This is a genomic window from Arthrobacter sp. TmtSoilC48, from assembly GCF_059739425.1.
Window position 1 is genome coordinate 1,316,598 of sequence record NZ_AP046049.1, and the last position, 20,705, is coordinate 1,337,302.

Below are 20,705 nucleotides of genomic sequence, written 5' to 3' on the forward strand. Positions count from 1 at the left end.
TCTACGAACCGGGCCTACGCCGGAGGTTTGCTCCACTTATGTTTGGGCTGTGAAGCTTTCTAGCGGTGGAGATCTGCCTCCAGGGCTGCTTCTTCAATGCGGAACCTGTGTGCTGCCCATTCTTCGGAGTTGCGGGACGGGATGTTGGGATCGCCTGGTCTTTGGCCCGCGGTGGCGTCGATGAGCTCACGGATGATGTCCGCGTGCCCTGCATGCCGCGCGGTTTCCAAGCACATGTGGACAAGGATCTGATGGAGCGTCACATTTCGCTTCTCTTCGGACCACCAGGGCACAACGCCGGGAGCATCCAAGGGGAGGGCTTCGATAGTGGCATCGCTGTGGTTGGCCGAGAAGTGGTGCAACTCCAGTATTTCCGCGCGGCTTTCCGAAGCGGGCACCCACAGATCAGCATCCGGCTCGGCGTCCTCCGCGAACCAAGGCAACTCACGTCCGCTCGGACGCCCAAAGGTCTCTCCGAAATAGCCCAACTCCACGCTCGCAACATGCTTGACGAGGCCCAGGAGATTGGTACCAGTGGGGGTCATGGGCCGGCGGGCATCGTATTCGCTGAGGCCATCCAGCTTGCCGAGCAGGTCCGCCCGGCGCAGGCGCAAATAACCGAGCAACGTCGCTTTGTCGTCCATGGGGAGCACTCTACCCAAGCGGGGCCGACACGAGTTCGCGGGAAACGCACGAAATCGCCGGAAACTCCAGCGAACTGGCAGCTTTCCGGCGATCTCGGCGCAAGCAGGCAAGGACTAGGTGAGCTTCACCTGGCGGTTCATGTCCTTGTACAGCAGGTAACGGAACTCGCCCGGACCACCCGCGTAGCAGGCCTGCGGGCAGAAGGCACGCAGCCACATGAAGTCGCCGGCTTCCACTTCCACCCAGTCGTTGTTGAGCAGGTACATGGCCTTGCCCTCCAGGACGTACAGGCCGTGCTCCATGACGTGGGTTTCCGGGAAGGGGATCACACCGCCGGGCTGGAAGGTGACGATGTTGACCTGCATGTCGTGGGCGAGGTCGCTGGAGTCCGTGAAGCGCGTGGTTTTCCAGACGTCGTTGGTATCCGGCATGGAGGTGGGCTCCACGTCCTTCTCGTTGGTGACGAAGGACTTGGCCTCGAAACCTTCGAGGCGTTCGTAGGCCTTGCGGATCCAGTGGAAGGAGACGATGTCGTCGGAGACGTTTTCCAGGCCCCACTCCGCGCCGGCAGCGAGGTAGGCGTAGCCACCCTCTTCGAGGTGGTGCAGTTCGCCGTCGAGGGTCAGGTTGACCTGGCCCTTGGTGACGAAGATGACGCCTTCAACGCCGGACTCAAACTCGGCCTTGGGAGCCCCGCCGCCCGGTGCGATCTCCACGATCAACTGCGAGAATGTGGTGGCGAAGCCGGAGATCGGCCGCGCAATGATCCACGAACGCGTGTTGGAGAAACCCGGCAGGTTGCTGGTGACGATGTCCGTCATCACGCCCTTGGGGATCACGGTGTAGGCCTCGGTGACGATCGCCCGTTCCGTGGTGAGGTGGGTCTGCGGCGGCAGGCCGCCCTGGGGGTAGTAGTACTTACCCATGGGAATGCTCCTTATCAGTGGGAAGTCGGTTGCGCGAGCCGCGGGTGCGCCAATGCGGTCAGCTGTGAAAGTTCGACGCCGGCAAGCGCCTTGACCTCGTCGGTCCCCACTGCGCCGCACTGGACGCCACGGAGGACGAAGCCGGCAAGCGCGCGGGCGGTGGCGGGCTCGTCCATGACGCCGCCTTCGGTGCGTTCTACATAGTTACGGAGGCGGAGAGCCGCGGCGGGCAGGCCTTCGCGGTAGAAAGCGTACGACGCCGAGAAACGGCTGGGGAGCTGGGCGGCGTGGAGGTCCCATCCTTGGTAATAGCCGTTTTCAAGGGAGCGGCGGACCAGCCGGCCGTGAAGCTTCCAGGCGTCTTCAACGGCGTCGCCCACAGGAATGATGTTGGTGGAACCGTCAGAGAGGCGGATACCCGTTCCGGCGACAGCGAGCTGCATGACTTCCTTGGCGAAGTCGGCCACGGGATGCTCCATGGATTGGTATTCCGCTGAGATTCCCAGCGAAGCGCTGTAATCGTAGGTCCCGTAATGCAGGGCGCTGATACGGCCCGGAACAACGTGGGGGAGCTGTGCCACGGGAGACGTTCCATCGGCGCCCAGAATGAGCTGCGGCGTTTCCACCTGCACCTCGAACCGGAGCCTCCCCGCGGGAAGCCCGTGGACTTCCTCGAGGCGCGAGACCGCGAAGTCCATGGCCAGCACCTGAGCCACCGTGGTGACCTTGGGCAGGGTGAGGATCAGTCCTGCCGGGAGTTCCCCGGCGGCAGCGAGCGTGGAGACGAACAGGTCCAAAGTACGCAGTCCGCGGGCCCGGGTGGCTGCTTCGAAGCACTTGAATCGGATGCCGATGAACGGCGGAGCGGTTCCCGCTGCAACCGCAGCAGCAACAGCGTTGGCGGCAGCAACGGCGTCGGCGTCTTCTGCCTCATCGCCGCGGTCCCCGTAGCCGTCCTCGAAGTCCAGGCGGAGGTCCTCGATCGGTTCGGAGGAGAGTTTCGCCGCCACACGGGAGGCAACAGCGGCAGCCAAATGAGGCTCCTGGCCCAACAACTGGCCGAGCTTTTCCAGGCCACCGTGAGCTTCCGCCGTCGCGAGCGCCTGGGCGCCCCACTCCGCCGCAAATGACGGCGTGAAGCGGTCCGCCGGGATGTAGACGGTATGAATGGGCTGGCGTGAGCCGTCGTCGCCGGGGTAGTTGCGGTCCAGGAGTTGGTCCGTCGCCTCAAGCTGGGACTCGATGTGAGCCAGATCAGAGGAAGAGAATGAACCCATCTCAGCCCACCAGCTCGTAAGCGGGTGTTGTCAGGAAATCGGTGTAATCGTCTGACAGACAGATGTCCTCGATCAGCTTGGAAGCCGGCTCGTAGTACTTGGTGAAATTCTCGTCACCGAATTCGATGCGCAAACGCTCGGTTTCTTCGCCGAGGATCCGGGTGACGAGTTCGCGGGTCACCGTGTTGCCCGTGTCCGCGAGGACGGACTTGTTGCGGATCTGCTGCCACACCTGCGAGCGGGAGATTTCCGCGGTCGCGGCATCTTCCATGAGGTTGTGGATGGCGACGGCACCGCTGCCGGAGATCCAAACGCCCGTGTACGCGACGGCGACGTAGAGGTTCAGCCGCAGGCCTGCCTCTGTCACGGTGCCGCCGGCGGAGGCGACGTCGATCAGCTGCTCAGCCGTGACGTTCACCTCGGGGCGCTGCTTGTCCAACTGGTTGGGGCGGTCGCCCAGTACCGAATCGAACACTTCGCGGCACGTGGAAACGAGGTCCGGGTGCGCAACCCAGGAACCGTCGAAGCCGTCGTTTGCCTCGCGCGTCTTGTCGGCACGGACCTTGTCGAAGGCCGCAGCGGTGACGTCCGGCTGCTTGCGGTTCGGGATGACAGCAGCCATGCCGCCCATGGCGAAGGCGCCGCGCTTGTGGCAGGTCTTGACCAGGAGCTCGGTATAGGCGCGCATGAACGGCGCGGTCATGGCAACGGTGGCGCGGTCCGGGAGGACGAACTCTTCGCCGGCATCACGGAAGTACTTGATGATGCTGAAGAGGTAGTCCCAGCGGCCGGCGTTCAGGCCCGATGCGTGGTCGCGCAGCTCGTAGAGGATCTCGTCCATTTCAAACGCGGCCGGGATGGTCTCGATGAGGACGGTGGCGCGGATGCTGCCTTGCGGGATGCCGAGGAAGTCCTGGGCAAAGACGAAAACGTCGTTCCAGAGGCGGGCCTCAAGGTGGCTCTCCATCTTGGGCAGGTAGTAGTAAGGGCCATGGCCGTTCAGGAGCAACTGCTTGGCGATGTGGAAGAAGTGCAAGCCAAAGTCCACCAGCGCGCCCACCGCAGGTTCGCCGTCGATGAGCAGGTGGTTCTCCTCCATGTGCCAGCCGCGCGGACGGGCAACAACAACAGCCAAAGGAGCGTCCGTGCGCAGACGGTACTCCTTGCCTTCCGGCGACGTGTAGCTCAGGGTTCCCTGGGCGGCGTCGCGGAGGTTGAGGATCGCATCAATGACGTTGGGCCACGTGGGAGTGCTGGCGTCTTCGAGGTCCGCGAGCCACACCTTGGCACCGGAGTTCAGCGCGTTGATGGCCATCTTGGCAGGGGTTGCCGGACCGGTCATCTCCACGCGGCGGTCCTGCAGGGCTGCCGGTGCCTCAGCGACCTTCCAGTCGCCGTCGCGGATTTCCTGGGTCTCCGGGAGAAAGTCCAGGCGGCTGGTGTCCGCAACCTTCTGGCGCTTGGCTTTGCGGGCCTCCAGCAACTCGGCACGGGTGCCGGCGAAGCGCTTGTGCAGTTCCTCGATGAAGGCCAATGCCTTGGGGGTTAGGATCTCCTCGGCGCGATCGATCGGCCGGGGATCAGTGACTGTGATAGCCATTTGGCGGTGTCCTTTTCTAGAGTGCGCTGGCGGCGTTGGCGTGCGCAGCTGCTGCTACGGCACTGGCCACATCGGCGGCAACATGGGGATCGAAGACGCTGGGGATAATGTAACTCGCGTTCAGCTCATCGTCAGCCACCCGGTTGGCAATTGCCTCCGCAGCGGCCACCAGCATGTCCGGAGTGATGTCAGATGCTCCAGCATCCAGCAGTCCGCGGAAGAAGCCGGGGAAGGCCAGCACGTTGTTGATCTGGTTGGGGAAGTCGCTGCGACCCGTGGCAACCACGGCTGCGTGCTTGGAAGCGATGACGGGGTCGATTTCCGGCGTCGGGTTCGCCATGGCAAACACGATAGCGTTCTCGGCCATGGAAGCAACCTGCTCCTCGCCGATCACGTGCGGGGCGCTGACACCGATGAACACGTCCGCTCCCTTGAGGGCGTCATGCAGGGTTCCGGCGAAGCCTTCTTCGTTGGTGTTCGCGGCGATCCAGCTGCGGTGCTCGTCGTCGTACTTCTCGCCCGAGTGGATGGCGCCCGAGCGGCCGGCGGCGATGATGTGCTGCGCGCCCTGGGCCTTGAGGAGCTGGATAATGGCCGAGCCGGCCGCGCCGACGCCCGAGACAACGATCTTGACCTCGGACAGCTTCTTGTCCACTACACGCAGGGCGTTGACCAATGCGGCGAGGGTGACGATTGCGGTGCCGTGCTGGTCGTCGTGGAACACCGGGATGTCGAGTTCTTCGCGGAGGCGGTTCTCGATTTCGAAGCAGCGCGGGGCGGCAATATCTTCGAGGTTGATGCCGCCGTAGACGGGGGCCATGGCCTTGGCGATCATGATGATTTCTTCGGTGTCCTGCGTGTCCAGGCAGACCGGCCAGGCGTCAACGTTGGCGAACTGCTTGAACAGTGCGGCCTTGCCTTCCATGACCGGGAGGGCCGCGGCGGGGCCGATGTTGCCCAAGCCCAGGACAGCCGAGCCGTCGGTGAGGACTGCGATGGTGTTGCGCTTGACCGTCAGGTTGCGGGCGGCAGCGGGGTCTTCGGCGATCGCCAAGCAGACGCGCGCGACGCCGGGCGTGTAGGCGCGGGACAGATCGTCACGATTGCGCAGGGCTACTTTGGGGACGACCTCGAGCTTGCCGCCCAGGTGCATGAGGAAGGTGCGGTCCGAGACGTGCTGGACGGTCACGCCGTCGAGGGCGTTAAGGGCATCCTTCACACGGGCTGCGTGGGCGTCGTCCGTGGTGTTGCAGGTGACGTCAACAACGATCGTCTCGTGGTGGGATTCCGTGACGTCCAGCGCGGTGATTGCTGCACCGGCTGCGCCGACGGCTGCTGCCAGTTCGCTCGTAGCTGTAAAGCTGGACGGTGCGGCGACGCGCAGGGTGATCGAGTTTCCGGGGCTCGGATTCGCCATTGAAATTCCTCCTGTTAGGCCCGTTCCCGGGCCGCCGTTCCAAACTGAATGTTTTCGTATTATGGATATTATTATCTACAAAGTGGAAATACAACCCCCTACTCGGTCATCTTCGGTGTCATCGCGCATGGGGCCGGCGTGCTGTATCTTGGGTGTTCTAAGCAATTCTTTTCACGATGCGGATAAGAGTTGTCGGAATCTGAGTCATTGGAGACAAGGGAATGGCTGAAAAAGCCTCCGGAGGCGTGCAGTCCGTTGAGCGCGTCTTTGAACTGCTGGAACTGATCACGGATGCGGGTGGAGACGTCACTCTGAGCGAGCTGTCGTCGTCCACTGACCTGCCCTTGCCCACCATCCACCGCCTGCTGCGCACTTTGGTCTCCCTTGGCTACATCCGCCAGCTGCCCAACCGGCGCTACGCTTTGGGCCCCCGGCTCATCCGGCTTGGCGAGGGGGCCAGCAAGCAGCTCGGGGCCGTGGCGCGTCCGCAGCTGAAGACCCTCGTTGAACGCCTTGGCGAGACTTCCAACATGGCGGTGTTGGATTCGGACATGGTCATCTACGTGGCGCAGGTCCCGTCCATGCACTCCATGCGGATGTTCACCGAGGTTGGCCGCCGCGCCCACACGCATGACACCGGCGTTGGTAAAGCGATCCTGGCGCAGCTCGACGACGAACAGGTCCGTGGCATTGTTGCCCGCACCGGCATGCCCACGCCCACGGCCAAGAGCATCGGCGACATCGACTCCCTGCTCGCGGACCTCAAGCTGATCCGTGAGCGCGGCTACTCCATTGACGAGGAAGAGCAGGAGCTCGGCGTACGCTGCTTCGCGATGGCAGTGCCCAATGCTCCCACTCCTACCGCGATCTCCGTTTCCGGGCCCATCACCCGGGTGGACCAGAGCTTTGCCGACCGCGCTGTGCCGATGCTGCGCGAGGCCGCCCTGGCGATCTCCGCGGAGCTCAACCAGAACTGACCCGCCTCCCGCCGAGTTGGCATTTGATGGCAATGTTTCCCCGAAACATTGCCATCTTTTGTCATCTCGGCGTGGGTTTTGAGCGGGTAGCTTTCCTCATCACCGGATCCACCCCGACGGCGGCCGCGAAGTTCAAGTGCTTGTCCCGGACATAGATCAGGGCTTCTTCGCCCGACTGGTCCGTCACCTTGAGCGTGTCCTGCGGGCCTTGGGAATGCCGATCAAGGGGACCAATGCCTGACGCAAACCCATCGCGGCGGCAACCCAATGGTGGGCTGCCTGCGAAAGTGAGTGCCGGCGTCGTACATTCCCGTAGGCGATCAGACCCTGCTAGCCGACAAAGGCGGCAGTGTCCCCCAAGGAAACACTGCCGCCTGTTGCTATCTCTGCGACCGGGACCTAGTGCTCGGAGGCGCTGGAGGTCTTGAGCGGGACTTCCTTGCCGTCAGCGTCGATGAGCTTGCCGTTCTCGAAGCGGTCGCCTTCGCTGAGGCACTTGATGTCCTCTTCGCTGACGATCCGGTCCGTACCAGCGACGAACACTGACTGATTGTCTGTGTTGCCTGCCTTGAAGTGGTTGAACAGGATGTTCAGCAGGATCGCCATGACCGCGGCGGAGCTGATGCCGGAGTGGAAGATCGTGGAGAACCAGGACGGGAACTGGTCGTAGAACTTCGGGGCGGCAATGGGGATCATGCCGAAGCCGATCGAAGCCGCAACGATGATCAGGTTCATGTTGTTCTTGTACTCAACCTTGGCAAGCGTCCGGATACCGCTGGCTGCCACCGTGCCGAAAAGCACGACGCCGGCACCGCCCAGGACGGGCGTCGGAACCGCTGCGACCACTCGGCCGAGGATCGGCAGGAGGCCCAGGACCACCAGGATGAGGCCGCCGGCGCTGACCACGAACCGGCTCTTGATGCCTGTGATGGCCACGAGCCCAACGTTCTGGGCGAAGGCGCTCTGTGTGAAGGAGTTGAACAGCGGTGAGATGGCGCTGGAGAGCATGTCCGCGCGGAGGCCGTCGCCGATGCGGCGGGAATCAACCTTGGTATCGACGATCTCGCCCACTGCAATGATGTCTGCGGAGGTCTCGGTAAGTGTTACCAGGATGACGATGAGCATCGAAATGATTGCTGCGATTTCGAAGGTTGGAGCGCCGAAGGCGAAGGGCGTGGGGAAAGCGACGATGTCGCCCTGGCCAACCTTGGAGAAGTCTGCCATTCCTGCGACGAACGCGATGATGGTGCCGATGACCATGGCCAGCAGGATGGAGAGCCGGGAGATGGCGGCGTTGCCCACCTTGCTCAGGAGCAGGACGACGCCCATGGTTGCTGCGGCGAGGCCAATGTTGGCCATGCTGCCGTAGTTGTCGGCCTTCGCGTTTCCACCCATGGCCCAGTTGGCTGCAACCGGCATCAGCGTCAGGCCAATGGTGGTGATGACAGTGCCCGTGACCACGGGCGGGAAGAACTTGATGATCTTGGAGAACAGGGGAGTGATGGCCAGGCCGATCAGGGAAGCCACGATGACCGAACCGAAGACGGCCTGGATGCCCCCGCCGCCTTGGACGATCGCAACCATCGTCGAGACGCCGGCGAAGGAGACGCCCTGAACAAGGGGTAGCTGTGAGCCGAAGAACGGGATGCCCACCGTCTGGAGGATGGTGGCCAGGCCTCCGACGAACAGGCAGGCTGCGATGAGGAGGCCGATATCCTGCGAGGACATGCCTGCGGCGGCGCCGATGATCAGCGGTGGGGCAATGATTCCGCCATACATGGTGAGGACGTGCTGGAAGCCGTAGGCGAACGTGCTTCCGATGGAGAGCCGCTTGTCCTCGGGACGTTCCGGCTTGTGCGGCTGCGAAGAGGTGGTATTCGCAGGGCGGGGTTTCTTCTTGATGTTCATGGCAGACTTTCTGGGTTCATGGCAGACGTCTTCGTCTGGCTAACTGTGTCTGGCTAACAAAATCTTGGGGTTTTTGGGGTTGGAGTTTGTGTGCAGGTCCGGCATTGGGACGCGATGGGGGACCTGCACACAAACTCCTGGTGGTGCGTTGTTAGGGGTGGTGCTTAGCAGAAGCCGGCGATGCCGCTCCATGCAACGGGCGCGGCTGTGGTGTTGTCGCGCTGGACGGTTGCTTCGATGAGGCCGTACGGGCGGTCCGCGGCGAAGAAAACCTCGTTCGGGTTGTCCAGGCCGAACGGGCTCAGGTCAACCAGGAAGTGGTGCTTGTTGGGCATGGAGAACTTGATCTCGTCCACTTCGCTGTGTGCTTCCAGGACCTTCTTGCCCATGTCGAACAGGGTCTGCTGCAGGGCGTGCGAGTAGTTCTCGGTGAAGCCTTCCAGCAGCAGGGCCTTGATGTCCTCGTAGCTCTTGTTGAAGTCCGTGCCGGCAAGGTCCACGTTGGTGTTGTAGCGCCAGCGGGCGGACATATCAGTGGCAAGGATGCGGTCCGTGGTTTCCGGCAGGGTGGTGTATTTGTCGCGCGGGTAGCCGACGAAGCCCGACTGGGTGGTCTTGAGGACGGTAAGGTCCTTGAGGCCGGAAATCACGTGCGTGGTTGCGCCATCGCGGACGACGACGGCGGTACGCACCTCTTGTCCGTTGCGGACGAAGCTGTGGTCGTGTCCCGCGCCGTGTGCCTGGATGCGATCCCAGCTGTAGGCCTCGGCTTCCCAGCGGCCACCGGTTACCCATTCGAACCCGCCGGTGAAGTGATCGGCGAGACGCAGCAGGAAGGACTCCGGTGAGCCGATGCCGTCACGGGCAAAAGCGTAGACAGTGTTCTTCTGGGTATCGGTGGCAACCACATGGCCGTTGTCGCCTTCGAGGTGCGCAGCCTGGAAATCGCCGCGCAGCTGCGAAGTGACATTCAGATCTTCGATGTGGTGGCGGTCAGTATCCCGAGTGACCTTGACGACGCGGACTTCCGCTTTGCCGTACTGGTTTTCGCCGAGGACGATGTTGTTGCTCATGGTCATATCCCAACTTCTGTGAGGTGGAACCTACGTTCCATCAATGAAATTAAGCGCGTGTTTCCACCGCGTTTCTGGTGGAGCCGACCCAACAAAAAAGAGCCGGCATCCATTGATGCCAGCTCATTACGACCCTGCCTGCTGCTCTCAGGTTACGTGACGTACGCCACGAACTCATTCGAGAGTAGCGCATGATTTCGGCTTGTGTATATGGGTTTCCGGAGATCGTTATGAAGCAGCGAAATGTGACCGGAGCAACTCTTCCTCCCTTCTGGACGGGTATTGACGCTTCGTTTGGGAGCTGCCTACACTTTCACATAGCAATAAATAATTTCCGAAATACGGAAACTGCTTGCATGAGAAAGAGGAGGAACAGATGGACTCGAAGGATACGAACAAGGTCGTGGAATTCCCGGCACCGGGTCAGGAGCTGTACCTGCCTTTCGGTGCAACAGATCCGGACTTTTACATTCCGGCCGACTGCGACCGCAATGCGGGCGGATTCTCGCGCTGGCTCCGCGCGCTCCCGGTGTTCGGCCGGCAGCGCCCCTAGGGTCTTTCCTGCATCCACGGGCCGCCTCCAACGCCGCACCCCGTTTCGACGTGTAGCTGCGGGTTAGACGGTAGGAGTCGTCTAACCCGCAGCAAGCCGTCTAGGCGGACTTTTCCACATAGGATCAAACCCTCCTGTCCCAGGGTCACAGGGTCTGGCCAAGCTTGGTTCATGACTAAGACAGCCCTCGGGGAGCTCCCTCCCGGCATGAATCTGTGGCGGACGAGCGAGCTCAATGCGGCGGGATTCAATGCCCGCGCCATAGCCACCCTCGTGCGAGGGGGTGTGCTGGTAAGGCTCCGCCGAGGTTGCTACATCCGCGGGAGCACCTGGGCCGCGCAGAAGCCTTGGGTGCGAAGCCGACAACTGATCGCAGCACACGCTCATGGGACGCTCACGACGTCGGGTGGCGGCTTGGTCTACAGCCATACCTCCGCGGCGCGACTCCACCGGCTGTTCCTCTGGGACGTAGATGACCGGATACATGTCACTCAGGAGAAGCCGCCGTCGCCTATCTCGCATGGCCGCGACGTAGTGGCCCATTCCAGGATTCTCACCAAGGACGATGTGGTTCTTGTGGACGGTCTGCCGTGCACATCCCTGGAGCAGACGGTTGTGGACTGCTGCATGTTGTTGAACGTCCGGCAGGCCCTCATTTTGATGGACCATGCACTCCGCCGTGGCGCGGACGTGGGCAAGCTGAAGGTTATGTGTGCAGGCCTGGCGGGGCGGAACGGTGTCCTTTCGTTGCGGACGGCGCTGGCGAACGCAGATCCGAAGTCGGAGTCGCCCGGTGAAACCCTGACCCGCGAACTTCTTTTGCGGCTCGGGATTGGTCTACCCGAGCTCCAAGTGGAGGTTCAAACGTCCGAGGGGCGTCATCGCCTCGATTTTGCGTGGCGCAGTAAGAAAGTTGCCCTCGAGTTCGATGGGCGAATGAAGTACTTCGACTATGCGCCCACTGACGAGGTCATTTTTCAGGAACGATTACGTGAGAAGGCCCTAATGGAGCTCGGTTGGACCTTTGTTCGCATCCAATGGCGGGATCTCTTCCAAGAACAGGACTTCAAGATTCGGGTGCTTCGGGCTCTCCATGCAGCCGGATAGATGGGTTGCTGCGCATTAGACGACTCCTCCCGTCTAATGCGCAGCGAACCATCGAAACGGGCGGCCCGGCCGGCCCGGAAGAGCAGACCTACCCCGCCACCAACTTCCGCGCCGCCGCAGAGTGCTCAGCGATGAGCCCGGCAACGTCCAGCCCGGGAATTGCACCATCCACCACGCGCCACTGGCCACCCACCATCACCCGGTCCGCACGGTCCGCCCCGCACAGCAACAAGGCGGCAACGGGGTCGTGGCTTCCGGAAAACCTCAACGAGTCAAGCTTGAACAGGGCAAGGTCGGCTTGAAGGCCAGGAGCCAACTGCCCGATGTCGGAGCGGCCCAGGACGGCAGCGGACCCACGTGTTGCCCAGCCAAGGGCCCTCTCCACGGGGACGGAAGCGCCGTACCGGAGCCGCTGCAAATACAGCGCTTGGCGGGCTTCAAGGATCATGTTGGAAGCATCGTTCGACGCCGATCCGTCTACTCCCAGCCCCACGGGCACGCCCGCCGCCTCGAGTTCCAGGACCCGTGCGGTACCGGATGCGAGCCTCATGTTGGAGGTTGGGCAATGCGCGACGGCGGTGCCGGCGGCTCCCAGCCTGGCGATCTCGTCGTCGTTGAAGTGGATGCCGTGTCCAAGCCAGGTGCGGGATCCCAACCAGCCAACTGATTCCAGGTAATCCACGGTCCGCAGCCCAAACATGGAGCGGCAGAAGTCTTCCTCGTCGATGGTCTCGGCAAGGTGCGTGTGCAGCCGGACATCGTAGCGCTCGGCCATGGCTGCGCTCTCAGCCATGATCTCCTTGGTGACGGAGAAGGGAGAGCAGGGGGCAAGGGCTATCTGAACAGAAGCCCCATCGCCGGTCTCGTGGTACTCGCGAATCAGCCGTTCGCTGTCCGCAAGGATCGTCCCGGGTGACTGGACCGTCGTCCGGGGCGGGAGCCCGCCGTCGTCCTCTCCCAACGTCATGGATCCGCGGGTCAGTGTTGCCCGCATCCCCATGGACCGGACCGCCGCGACCTCGATATCAATGGCATCTTCCATGCCGTCGGGGAAGAGGTAGTGGTGGTCGGCGGCGGTGGTGCAACCGGACAACAAAAGCTCGGCGAGGGCAACCTGCACGGCGAGCTCCAGGCTGCGCGGGGTCAGCCGTGCCCACACCGGGTACAGGTTTTGCAGCCAGGGGAACAGCGGCGCGTTGGCCACCGGACCCCACGCGCGGGTCAACGTTTGGTAGAAGTGGTGGTGGGTGTTGATGAGCCCGGGCAGAACCACGTGGGCAGAGGCATCAAAGACGGAACAAGGCATCGAAGGCTGCCCGCCCGTAGATACGAGTTCCACGATCTTCCCGTCGGAAACAACCAGGCCGCCGCCGGCGTCGAGATCGTTTGCGGTGAAGATACCCAGCGGGTTCTTGATCCAAAGTGGGGTCATGTCAGGTTCCTTGTCTGGTCGGCGTGTACGCGTTCCAGCTCAGTTAGGCCCTGTCTGCTGATCCAGGAGCCGGAAGCCAACAAGTGCGTCCGGTGCGAAAAGCGTAAGATGCACGACGGCGGCCGTCAACGTGCGCAGGAGGCCCCCGGTCACATACGGCTGCTAACAGAAATCTCGTATGACGAAATTAAATTTTCAAAAATCTATGGCGCGGCTCACAAACCTGGTGCTACGCTCTAACTGCCAAAGGCGGGCACCCGGACTTCGGGAAGCTATCTACCAGGCGCAACTTAACCTTCATCGCACATGCTGAAGCCTGGTAACCAAGCTAACTGGAGCTCCGTTCCGTAGCGCCCCCAACAGGTCACCTGGCTTCCTCAGCACTAAGGAAGTCGCAACATGAGTACAACCGTCACGGCCGAGCAATTCCTGGCCACATCCATTGAGCTGGCAACAGCCAATGTCCTCAACAGTGGTGGCCCCTTCGGCGCCGTCATTGTTACCGCGGATGGACAAGCCTTTCAGGGCGTCAACCGCGTCACCGCCACGAACGATCCCACCGCACACGCAGAAGTCACGGCCATCCGTAACGCCTGCCGCGAACTGGGGACCTTCGACCTGAGCGGAGCAACCCTCTACACCAGCTGCGAGCCATGCCCTATGTGCCTGGCCTCCGCACTGTGGGCACGCGTTGACCGCGTGTTCTTTGCCGCAGACCGTCACGATGCCGCATCCGTCGGCTTCGATGATGCCGTCTTCTACGAGTACTTCGAGAACGACAACCGGGACGCGCTGATGCCGGTAGCCAAGCTGGAACTGGGCGACCCCCAGGCCCCGGCGGCCCTCCAGCCGTTCACCACATGGAACACGCTTGATTCCAGGATCGACTACTAGGGCCCGGTGGCTGACATGACAATCCTGGATCCCGCAGAAATGCAGACCGCAGCTGAAAAGCAGGCTGCGCTCCTCCCCAACGGAGGCAAAAGCGCAGAGCCCACAGCGGCAAACGCAAAGCACACGGCAACCGGCAACAGCAAGCCGCCGGTGTCGAACTCCTTCCTGGATAAGTTTTTCCAGATCTCCAAGCGTGGTTCCACGTTGGCCCGCGAATTCCGCGGCGGCTTGGTCACGTTCTTCACCATGGCGTACATCGTCATCCTCAACCCGCTCATCCTGGGTGGCTTCTCGGCGGACAACGCACCGGTGGATGTGGCCGGCGGCTGGCTCTCGGCAGCACAGGTGGGCGCAGTGACCGGCCTGACAGCCGGTGTCATGACCATCGTCTTCGGACTGGTCGCCAACCTTCCTTTCGGCCTCGCAGCAGGCCTGGGTATCAATTCCTTCCTCGCCGTGGCTGTCATCCAGGAAGTCACATGGCCAGAAGCCATGGGCCTGGTGGTCATCAACGGCATCCTGATCGTCCTTTTCGGCGCCACCGGTGCCCGTACGGCGATCTTCAAGGCAGTCCCCAAGGAACTCAAGGCCGCCATCACCGTGGGCATCGGTCTGTTCATCGCCTTTATCGGCTTCGTCGACTCCGGCTTTGTCCGCCCCACCAAGGGCGGCCCCCCGGTCCAGCTCGGCACGGATGGTTCCATCACCTCCATCCCAACCCTCGTCTTCATCATCGGATTGCTGGTCATGGGTATCCTCGTGGCACGTAAGATCCAGGGCGGCCTGTTGATCGGCATCGTCGCCACAACAGTCCTCGCCGCTGTAGCCGAGGCCGTGTTCCACATTGGTCCCGGCACAGCAGACAACCCCGGCGGCTGGCACCTCAACGTGCCCATCCTGTCCAGCCAGTTGATGTCCGTCCCGGACCTCAGCCTGGTAGGCCAGTTCGATCTCTTCGGTTCCTTCGCAAGGATCGGCGGACTGGCCGCGACCATGCTGGTCTTCACCCTGGTGTTCACCAACTTCTTCGACGCCATGGGCACCATGACGGGCCTGGCCAAGAGCGCAGGCGTGGCACACAAGGACGGAACGTTCCCCAAACTGAAGTCCGCCTTCATCGTTGAAGGCATGGGTGCAGTGGTGGGCGGCGCAACGTCCGGTTCGTCCAACACCGTGTACATCGACTCGGCTGCGGGCATTGGCGAAGGCGCACGGACCGGCCTTGCCTCGGTGGTCACCGGCTTGCTGTTCCTTGGGTCGATGTTCTTCACCCCGCTTACTTCGGTTGTCCCGTTGGAAGTGGCTGCCGCCGCGCTCGTGGTGGTGGGCGCGATGATGATGGCCCAGATCCGCGAGATCAAGTTCACCAAGTTCGCCATCGCGTTGCCGGCGTTCCTCACCATCGTGACCATGCCGCTGACCTACTCCATTGCCAACGGCATCGGCGTCGGGTTCATCTCCTTCGCGGTGATCAGCGCGGCATCGGGCAAGGCCAAGAAGGTCCATCCGCTCATGTGGGTGGTCACGGCGGGCTTCATCATCTACTTCGCCCGTGGCCCGATCAACGCCTTGATGGGCGTCTAACCCGGAGCCACCCCCGCGCCGGCGGGCCCACACCCGGCACTTCGAACGGCGGTCCATCCGCACCCACCGCACGAATAGGCGTCCGTCGTCGTGGTCCTTTGGGAACAGGCACGACGGCGGGCGGCGGCCCTGTTGATTCAGGAACGGGTGTTGATGCTCCGTCAGGGAACGGGGGCAGGGAGATGAAGCCCTTGCCCCCGTTCCTATGAACTCTTATTCAATAACCGCGACTACCCCTCAACACCTTCTGGAAATGAGATTATGAGGGCAAGATCGCGCACTTCTCCGGCCGGGCCACCGGGCCGGGACACCTGGAAAAAGGACGTGTTGCCATGCTGGATCTGATGCCTTCCCTGGGCAGCTGGCGGCCTGCGGTCTCTGGCCAACGATGCGCTGTGGCCACGATTGTAGGGACCGGCGGCTCAGTGCCACGCCCCATGGGTACTTCCATGATGGTCTCCGAACACGGCGAAATCCTGGGCAGCCTGTCCGGCGGTTGCGTAGAAGGGGCAGTCGTTGAGGCAGCCTTGGAAGCAATGCGCGACGGCGGCCCACGCCTTGAATCTTTTGGCTACAGTGCCGAGGACGCGTTCGCCGCAGGACTCACCTGTGGAGGAGAGCTGGAAGTCCATATCCAGCCGCTGGGTAGCGATTCCGGCGAAATGGCCCTGTTCGATATTGCTGTATCAAACGAACCCACTGCCCTTGCGCTCATCCGCAGGCTCGGCGGCGGAGGGGGCGTTGTCGTCGTTGATGATCCCGTGCGCTTCCGTGCCATGGAATCAACGCAACTCGCCCGGTTGGTCGGCGATCATCCTGCCACCTTGATGGCTGCGGCGGCTCAGGTGGAGCCACTGCTCCAAGGCGGACGCACGGGTTTGGTCCGGCTGGCAGCGCCAGAGGGCTGCATCGATGGCTGGGTTACCACTGAGAGGTTGGCATTGCCCCCACAAGAAGTAACCCAGCCCGAACCCATCACCCTGTTCGTGGAAAGCCGGTTGCCGGCAGCGCGGATGCTCATTTTCGGTGCCAACGACTTCGGAGCCGCTTTGCTCCCCGCCGGACAGTTGCTTGGTTACAACGTCACCCTGTGTGATGCCCGCCCTGCGTTTGCCCAGCAGACCCGTTTCGCCGGAGCGGACCAAGTGGTCACCGACTGGCCGCACCGCTATCTGGAAGCCGAAGCAGCGGCCGGGCAGGTCGACGCCCGGACCGTGGTGTGCGTGCTGACCCACGATCCAAAATTCGACATCCCTTTGCTTGAAACAGCGCTTCGCTTGAACCTGGCTTACGTCGGCGCAATGGGCTCGCGGCGCAGCCACCGGCAACGGATTGACGCCCTGCTCGAAGCGGGCACGCCTGCCGAAGCGCTCGAACGCCTGCATTCCCCGATCGGATTGGACCTTGGTGCAGTGACACCAGCCGAAGTGGCAGTCTCCATCACGGCAGAAATCATCGCCGAGCGGGGAACTCCCAGCCACACAGCCACGGGCTTCCCCTCGCTCAAGGACAGCACCGGCCCGATTCACCCAGCACCTCAACACCTCACTCAGGAGGACCCATGGACATGAACACCATCGAGGCCGTGGTCCCCACCACGGATCCTTCGCAATGGCGCGACGGCGATGCCTGGCTCGCCGGGGGCACTGTCCTCTTCTCCTACGGCAGTACCGTCCTCAAGCGGCTCCTTGACCTCGGCCAAGCGGATTGGCCAGCGATCACTGTGACAGACCAAGGCATCGAACTTGCCGCCACCTGCACCGTCGCTGAGCTTGACGCCCTGCCGGCATCCGCGGAAATAGCCAACCGTGAGTGGCCGGGGCTGGCCCTGATCCGTCCGTGCTGCGACTCTTTCGTGGCATCGTTCAAGATCTGGAACATGTCCACGGTAGGCGGCAACCTCTGCACGTCTTTGCCGGCTGGCCCCATGATTTCCTTGTGCGCCGGACTCGACGGCATTGCATCCATCCAGAGCCCGGATGGCAGCAGCCGCAGCGTACCTGTCACCGATTTCGTCACCGGGGATATGCAGAATGTCCTGTTCCCGGGGGAGTTGCTCCGCAGCATCCAGCTTCCGGCCGCGGCACTCTCGGCCCGGGTCGCCTTCCGGCGTCTGTCGCTAAGTAATCTGGGACGCTCCGGCGTGCTGGTCATCGGACGCCTCGACGCCGACGGCGGCATGGTCATCACCGTCACCTCCTCGACGAAAAGGCCGGTACAACTACGGTTCCCCGCCGGGCAGGTTCCCGACGCCGGGATGCTGGCTGACGCCGTCGGGGATTCCATTCCCTGGCCGCTGTACCACGATGACATCCATGGGCTTCCCGCGTGGCGCCGCGATATGACGTTCAAACTGGCCGAGGAAATCCGGGCCGAGCTACTGGGCGAGTCGATGGTCGTGTCAGGCGATTTCTGGCCGCCGCACGCAACGTCACCGCAACCATCCACGCAACCCGCAAACAACAAGCCGCAGAAGGAGGCCTCCCATGGCAATTGAGATCAACGGCGCTGCCTCCCAGGCCACACCCCGCCCCGGCCAATGCCTGCGCACTTTCCTACGGGAGCAGGGAAACTTCGGCGTTAAGAAGGGCTGCGACGGCGGTGACTGCGGCGCTTGCACTGTGCACGTCGATGGCACCCCCGTCCACAGCTGCATCTACCCGGCTGTTCGCGCCGATGGCAAAGCGGTCACCACGATCGAGGGCCTCTCCAACGACCAAAACCTTCACCCGGTGCAGGAGCAGTTCCTTGAAGCGCAGGGTTTCCAATGCGGTTTCTGCACCGCTGGCATGGTCATGACGGCAGCAACTTTCGACGACGAGCAACGTGCCAACCTGCCCCGCAACCTCAAGGGCAATCTGTGCCGCTGCACCGGCTACCGTTCCATCGCTGACGCTGTGTGCGGTCATGGCGGCGGGCACGCGCACGACGCCGGAGCTGACGTTTCCGGGGCACAATCGCCTGGCGCTGGTCATCCTGCCGCTGTGGAAGCCACGCCCGGCCAGCTCGGGGACAATGTGCCAGCACCCGCCGGTCAAGCCGTGGTGACCGGAACTGCCCGGTACACGCTGGATGTCCCGGCCGGGCAGCTGCCCGGACTACTGCACCTCAAGCTTCTCCGTTCGCCGCATCCACATGCCCGGATCGTATCCATTGACAAGACCGCGGCACTGGCTGTTCCTGGCGTCGTCGCCGTATTCACACACGAAGACGCGCCGGCGCAGTTGTTCTCCACTGCCCAGCACGAACACTTCACGGACGATCCCGATGACACCCGCGTGCTGGACAACGTAGTGAGGTTCATCGGGCAGCGCGTTGCCGCTGTCGTGGCCGAGTCCGTTGCTGCTGCCGAGGCCGGAACCCGGGCGCTGGTTGTGGAGTACGAGCTTCTGGAGCCGGTATTTACGCCCCAAGGGGCAATTCTTCCCGGCGCTCCCGCAATCCATGGCGATAAGGACGGCGTTCTGTCCAGAATCTCGCGGCCACTGGAGAACGTGGTGGCCGAAGTCCATGCTGAGCTGGGCAGTGTGGCCGACGGGTTCGCGGCAGCCGACTTCATCCATGAGCACACGTACAAGACGCAAAGGGTTCAGCACGTTGCGATGGAAACGCACGCGTCCATTGCCTGGCTGGATGACGAAGGCAGACTGGTTGTCCGTTCCTCCACGCAGGTTCCGTTCCTGGTGAAGCGCACCTTGATGCGCTTGTTCAACTTGCCGGAGGAGACGGTCCGCGTGATGGCCGGTCGCGTCGGGGGTGGTTTTGGCGGGAAACAGGAGGTCCTCACAGAGGATCTTGTGGCCCTCGCGGCACTGGCTTTGCGTAGGCCGGTCCAGGTGGAGTTCACCCGGACGGAGCAGTTCATGGCCGCCACCACGAGGCACCCCTTCACTATTAATCTCAAAGCTGGAGCCAGCCGGGACGGATACCTGACCGCCCTTCAATTGAACGTCATCACCAACACCGGCGCTTACGGAAACCATGCGCCCGGCGTGATGTTCCACGGCTGTGGCGAATCGCTGGCGGTCTACAAGTGCGTGAACAAGAAAGTGGATGCGCAGGCCGTCTACACCAACACCGTTCCCGCCGGTGCCTTCCGGGGGTATGGGTTGAGCCAGATGATTTTCGCGATCGAGTCGGCAATTGACGAGCTGGCGATCGGAATCGGCATGGACCCCTTGGAGTTCCGGCTTAAGAACATGGTCCGGCCTGGCGATCACATGTTGTCCACCACGCCCGAGCCCGAGGAAGACGTCCACTACGGCAGCTATGGCCTCGACCAGTGTGTGGCCTTGGTCCGGGACGCACTGGACCGTGGCAAGGAGCGTTACCGGGCCGCCGGACTCGACGACCTCGGTCCGGACTGGGTCACCGGCGAAGGTGCGGCCCTGTCCATGATCGATACCGTCCCGCCGCGGGGCCACTTCGCCCACACGAGGGTGAGCCTGGAAGCGGACGGAAGGTTCGCCGTCGACGTCGGCACTGCGGAGTTCGGGAACGGCACCACAACTGTCCATGCGCAACTGGCAGCAACAGCATTGGCAACGGCCGCCTCAAAAATTACCGTCCGTCAGTCCGATACGGACCTCGTGGAGCACGATACCGGCGCATTCGGTTCGGCCGGGACGGTGGTCGCCGGCAAGGCGACGCTCGGCGCAGCCCTTGAGCTCGCCACCAGGATCCAGACCGTGGCGGCTTCCTTGACGGGGTCTGCATTAGCGGATTGCCGTTTGGTGGACGGGGCTGTCGAGTGCGGTGATCGTACGGTGCCACTGACGGAACTTTTCGACGCCGCCCGTCTGCAAGGCGTTCGTCTCGCCACGGATGGCAACTGGGGAGGAACGCCGCGGTCAGTGGCCTTCAATGTCCACGGTTTCCGGGTTGCCGTTAATACGGGAACAGGTGAGCTGCGGATCCTGCAGAGCGTGCAAGCCGCAGATGCCGGCGTTGTGGTGAACCCTCGTCAGTGCCGTGGGCAGATCGAAGGCGGCATCGCGCAGGCACTTGGTGCGGTGCTCTATGAGGAAGTGAAAGTGGACGACGCCGGACACGTCACCACCGATATCCTCCGGCAGTATCACATTCCCTCATTCGCGGACGTGCCGCGGAGCGAGGTCTATTTCGCAACAACCAACGACACCACCGGGCCCCTCGGCGCCAAGTCCATGAGCGAGAGCCCGTTCAACCCCGTGGCACCCGCGCTGGCCAATGCGATCCGCAACGCCACCGGGGTCCGTTTCGGCGAACTGCCCATCGCCCGGGACAAAATTTACCTGGCCCTCCGTGACCGCACCCTGATCCCCAACTAATAC

The 20,705-nt window shown here is 62.7% G+C and carries 16 protein-coding genes; 8 read left to right on the forward strand and 8 right to left on the reverse strand.

Features of this window, described 5'->3' with window-relative positions; translation table 11 throughout:
* Positions 1-59: 59 nt before the first annotated feature.
* From AC6I97_RS06350 to AC6I97_RS06370, 5 genes are all read right to left on the reverse strand, one after another.
* Positions 60-644: a DinB family protein gene (locus AC6I97_RS06350; protein ID WP_497944423.1), complete on the reverse strand. Its 585-nt coding sequence runs from the start codon at positions 642-644 to the stop codon at positions 60-62.
* A gap of 114 nt (positions 645-758) precedes the next feature.
* Positions 759-1,571, reverse strand: coding sequence for a bifunctional allantoicase/(S)-ureidoglycine aminohydrolase (locus tag AC6I97_RS06355; protein WP_017200648.1), 813 nt, complete (start codon positions 1,569-1,571; stop codon positions 759-761).
* Between the two features lie 14 nt (positions 1,572-1,585).
* Complete coding sequence (locus AC6I97_RS06360; protein ID WP_497944424.1) at positions 1,586-2,848, reverse strand: DUF6986 family protein; 1,263 nt, start codon at positions 2,846-2,848, stop codon at positions 1,586-1,588.
* Position 2,849: 1 nt separating this feature from the next.
* Positions 2,850-4,448, reverse strand: a complete 1,599-nt coding sequence (aceB, locus tag AC6I97_RS06365; protein WP_224088898.1) for a malate synthase A — start codon at positions 4,446-4,448, stop codon at positions 2,850-2,852.
* Positions 4,449-4,464: 16 nt separating this feature from the next.
* On the reverse strand, positions 4,465-5,865 hold the full coding sequence (locus tag AC6I97_RS06370; RefSeq protein WP_224088897.1) for an NAD-dependent malic enzyme: 1,401 nt from the start codon (positions 5,863-5,865) through the stop codon (positions 4,465-4,467).
* Positions 5,866-6,086: 221 nt separating this feature from the next.
* On the opposite strand from AC6I97_RS06370, the gene AC6I97_RS06375 reads away from it, so the two are divergent.
* Positions 6,087-6,842, forward strand: a complete 756-nt coding sequence (locus tag AC6I97_RS06375) for an IclR family transcriptional regulator (RefSeq protein ID WP_224088895.1) — start codon at positions 6,087-6,089, stop codon at positions 6,840-6,842.
* A 399-nt stretch (positions 6,843-7,241) separates the two neighbouring features.
* Here the strand turns inward: AC6I97_RS06375 and AC6I97_RS06380 are convergent, their stop codons facing one another.
* Positions 7,242-8,750, reverse strand: coding sequence for a nucleobase:cation symporter-2 family protein (locus tag AC6I97_RS06380; RefSeq protein ID WP_497944425.1), 1,509 nt, complete (start codon positions 8,748-8,750; stop codon positions 7,242-7,244).
* Positions 8,751-8,914: 164 nt separating this feature from the next.
* Entirely contained in the window at positions 8,915-9,829 is a 915-nt protein-coding gene (pucL, locus tag AC6I97_RS06385; RefSeq protein WP_497944426.1) for a factor-independent urate hydroxylase, read from the reverse strand.
* Positions 9,830-10,199: 370 nt separating this feature from the next.
* On the opposite strand from pucL, the gene AC6I97_RS06390 reads away from it, so the two are divergent.
* Both AC6I97_RS06390 and AC6I97_RS06395 read left to right on the forward strand, forming a co-directional pair.
* Positions 10,200-10,376, forward strand: a complete 177-nt coding sequence (locus AC6I97_RS06390; RefSeq protein WP_224088889.1) for a hypothetical protein — start codon at positions 10,200-10,202, stop codon at positions 10,374-10,376.
* 171 nt (positions 10,377-10,547) lie between these two features.
* Entirely contained in the window at positions 10,548-11,483 is a 936-nt protein-coding gene (locus AC6I97_RS06395) for a type IV toxin-antitoxin system AbiEi family antitoxin domain-containing protein (protein WP_497944427.1), read from the forward strand.
* A gap of 88 nt (positions 11,484-11,571) precedes the next feature.
* Here AC6I97_RS06395 and AC6I97_RS06400 read toward each other — a convergent pair whose 3' ends face one another.
* The gene (locus AC6I97_RS06400) at positions 11,572-12,915 is read right to left on the reverse strand and encodes an 8-oxoguanine deaminase (RefSeq protein WP_497944428.1); all 1,344 of its coding nucleotides are present in this window, start codon (positions 12,913-12,915) and stop codon (positions 11,572-11,574) included.
* Between the two features lie 399 nt (positions 12,916-13,314).
* Here AC6I97_RS06400 and AC6I97_RS06405 point away from each other — a divergent pair, with 399 nt between their 5' ends.
* The 5 genes from AC6I97_RS06405 (at position 13,315) to AC6I97_RS06425 (ending at position 20,702) form a co-directional block, all read left to right on the forward strand.
* Positions 13,315-13,809: a nucleoside deaminase gene (locus AC6I97_RS06405; protein ID WP_224088887.1), complete on the forward strand. Its 495-nt coding sequence runs from the start codon at positions 13,315-13,317 to the stop codon at positions 13,807-13,809.
* A 6-nt stretch (positions 13,810-13,815) separates the two neighbouring features.
* The gene (locus AC6I97_RS06410; protein ID WP_497944429.1) at positions 13,816-15,393 is read left to right on the forward strand and encodes an NCS2 family permease; all 1,578 of its coding nucleotides are present in this window, start codon (positions 13,816-13,818) and stop codon (positions 15,391-15,393) included.
* 332 nt (positions 15,394-15,725) lie between these two features.
* A complete protein-coding gene (locus tag AC6I97_RS06415) occupies positions 15,726-16,964 on the forward strand; it encodes an XdhC family protein (RefSeq protein WP_497944430.1) in 1,239 nt (412 codons plus the stop codon).
* On the forward strand, positions 16,955-17,890 hold the full coding sequence (locus AC6I97_RS06420) for an FAD binding domain-containing protein (RefSeq protein WP_497944431.1): 936 nt from the start codon (positions 16,955-16,957) through the stop codon (positions 17,888-17,890). Before AC6I97_RS06415 ends, AC6I97_RS06420 begins: the two co-directional genes overlap by 10 nt.
* A complete protein-coding gene (locus AC6I97_RS06425) occupies positions 17,880-20,702 on the forward strand; it encodes a molybdopterin-dependent oxidoreductase (RefSeq protein ID WP_497944432.1) in 2,823 nt (940 codons plus the stop codon). Before AC6I97_RS06420 ends, AC6I97_RS06425 begins: the two co-directional genes overlap by 11 nt.
* Positions 20,703-20,705: the final 3 nt, after the last annotated feature.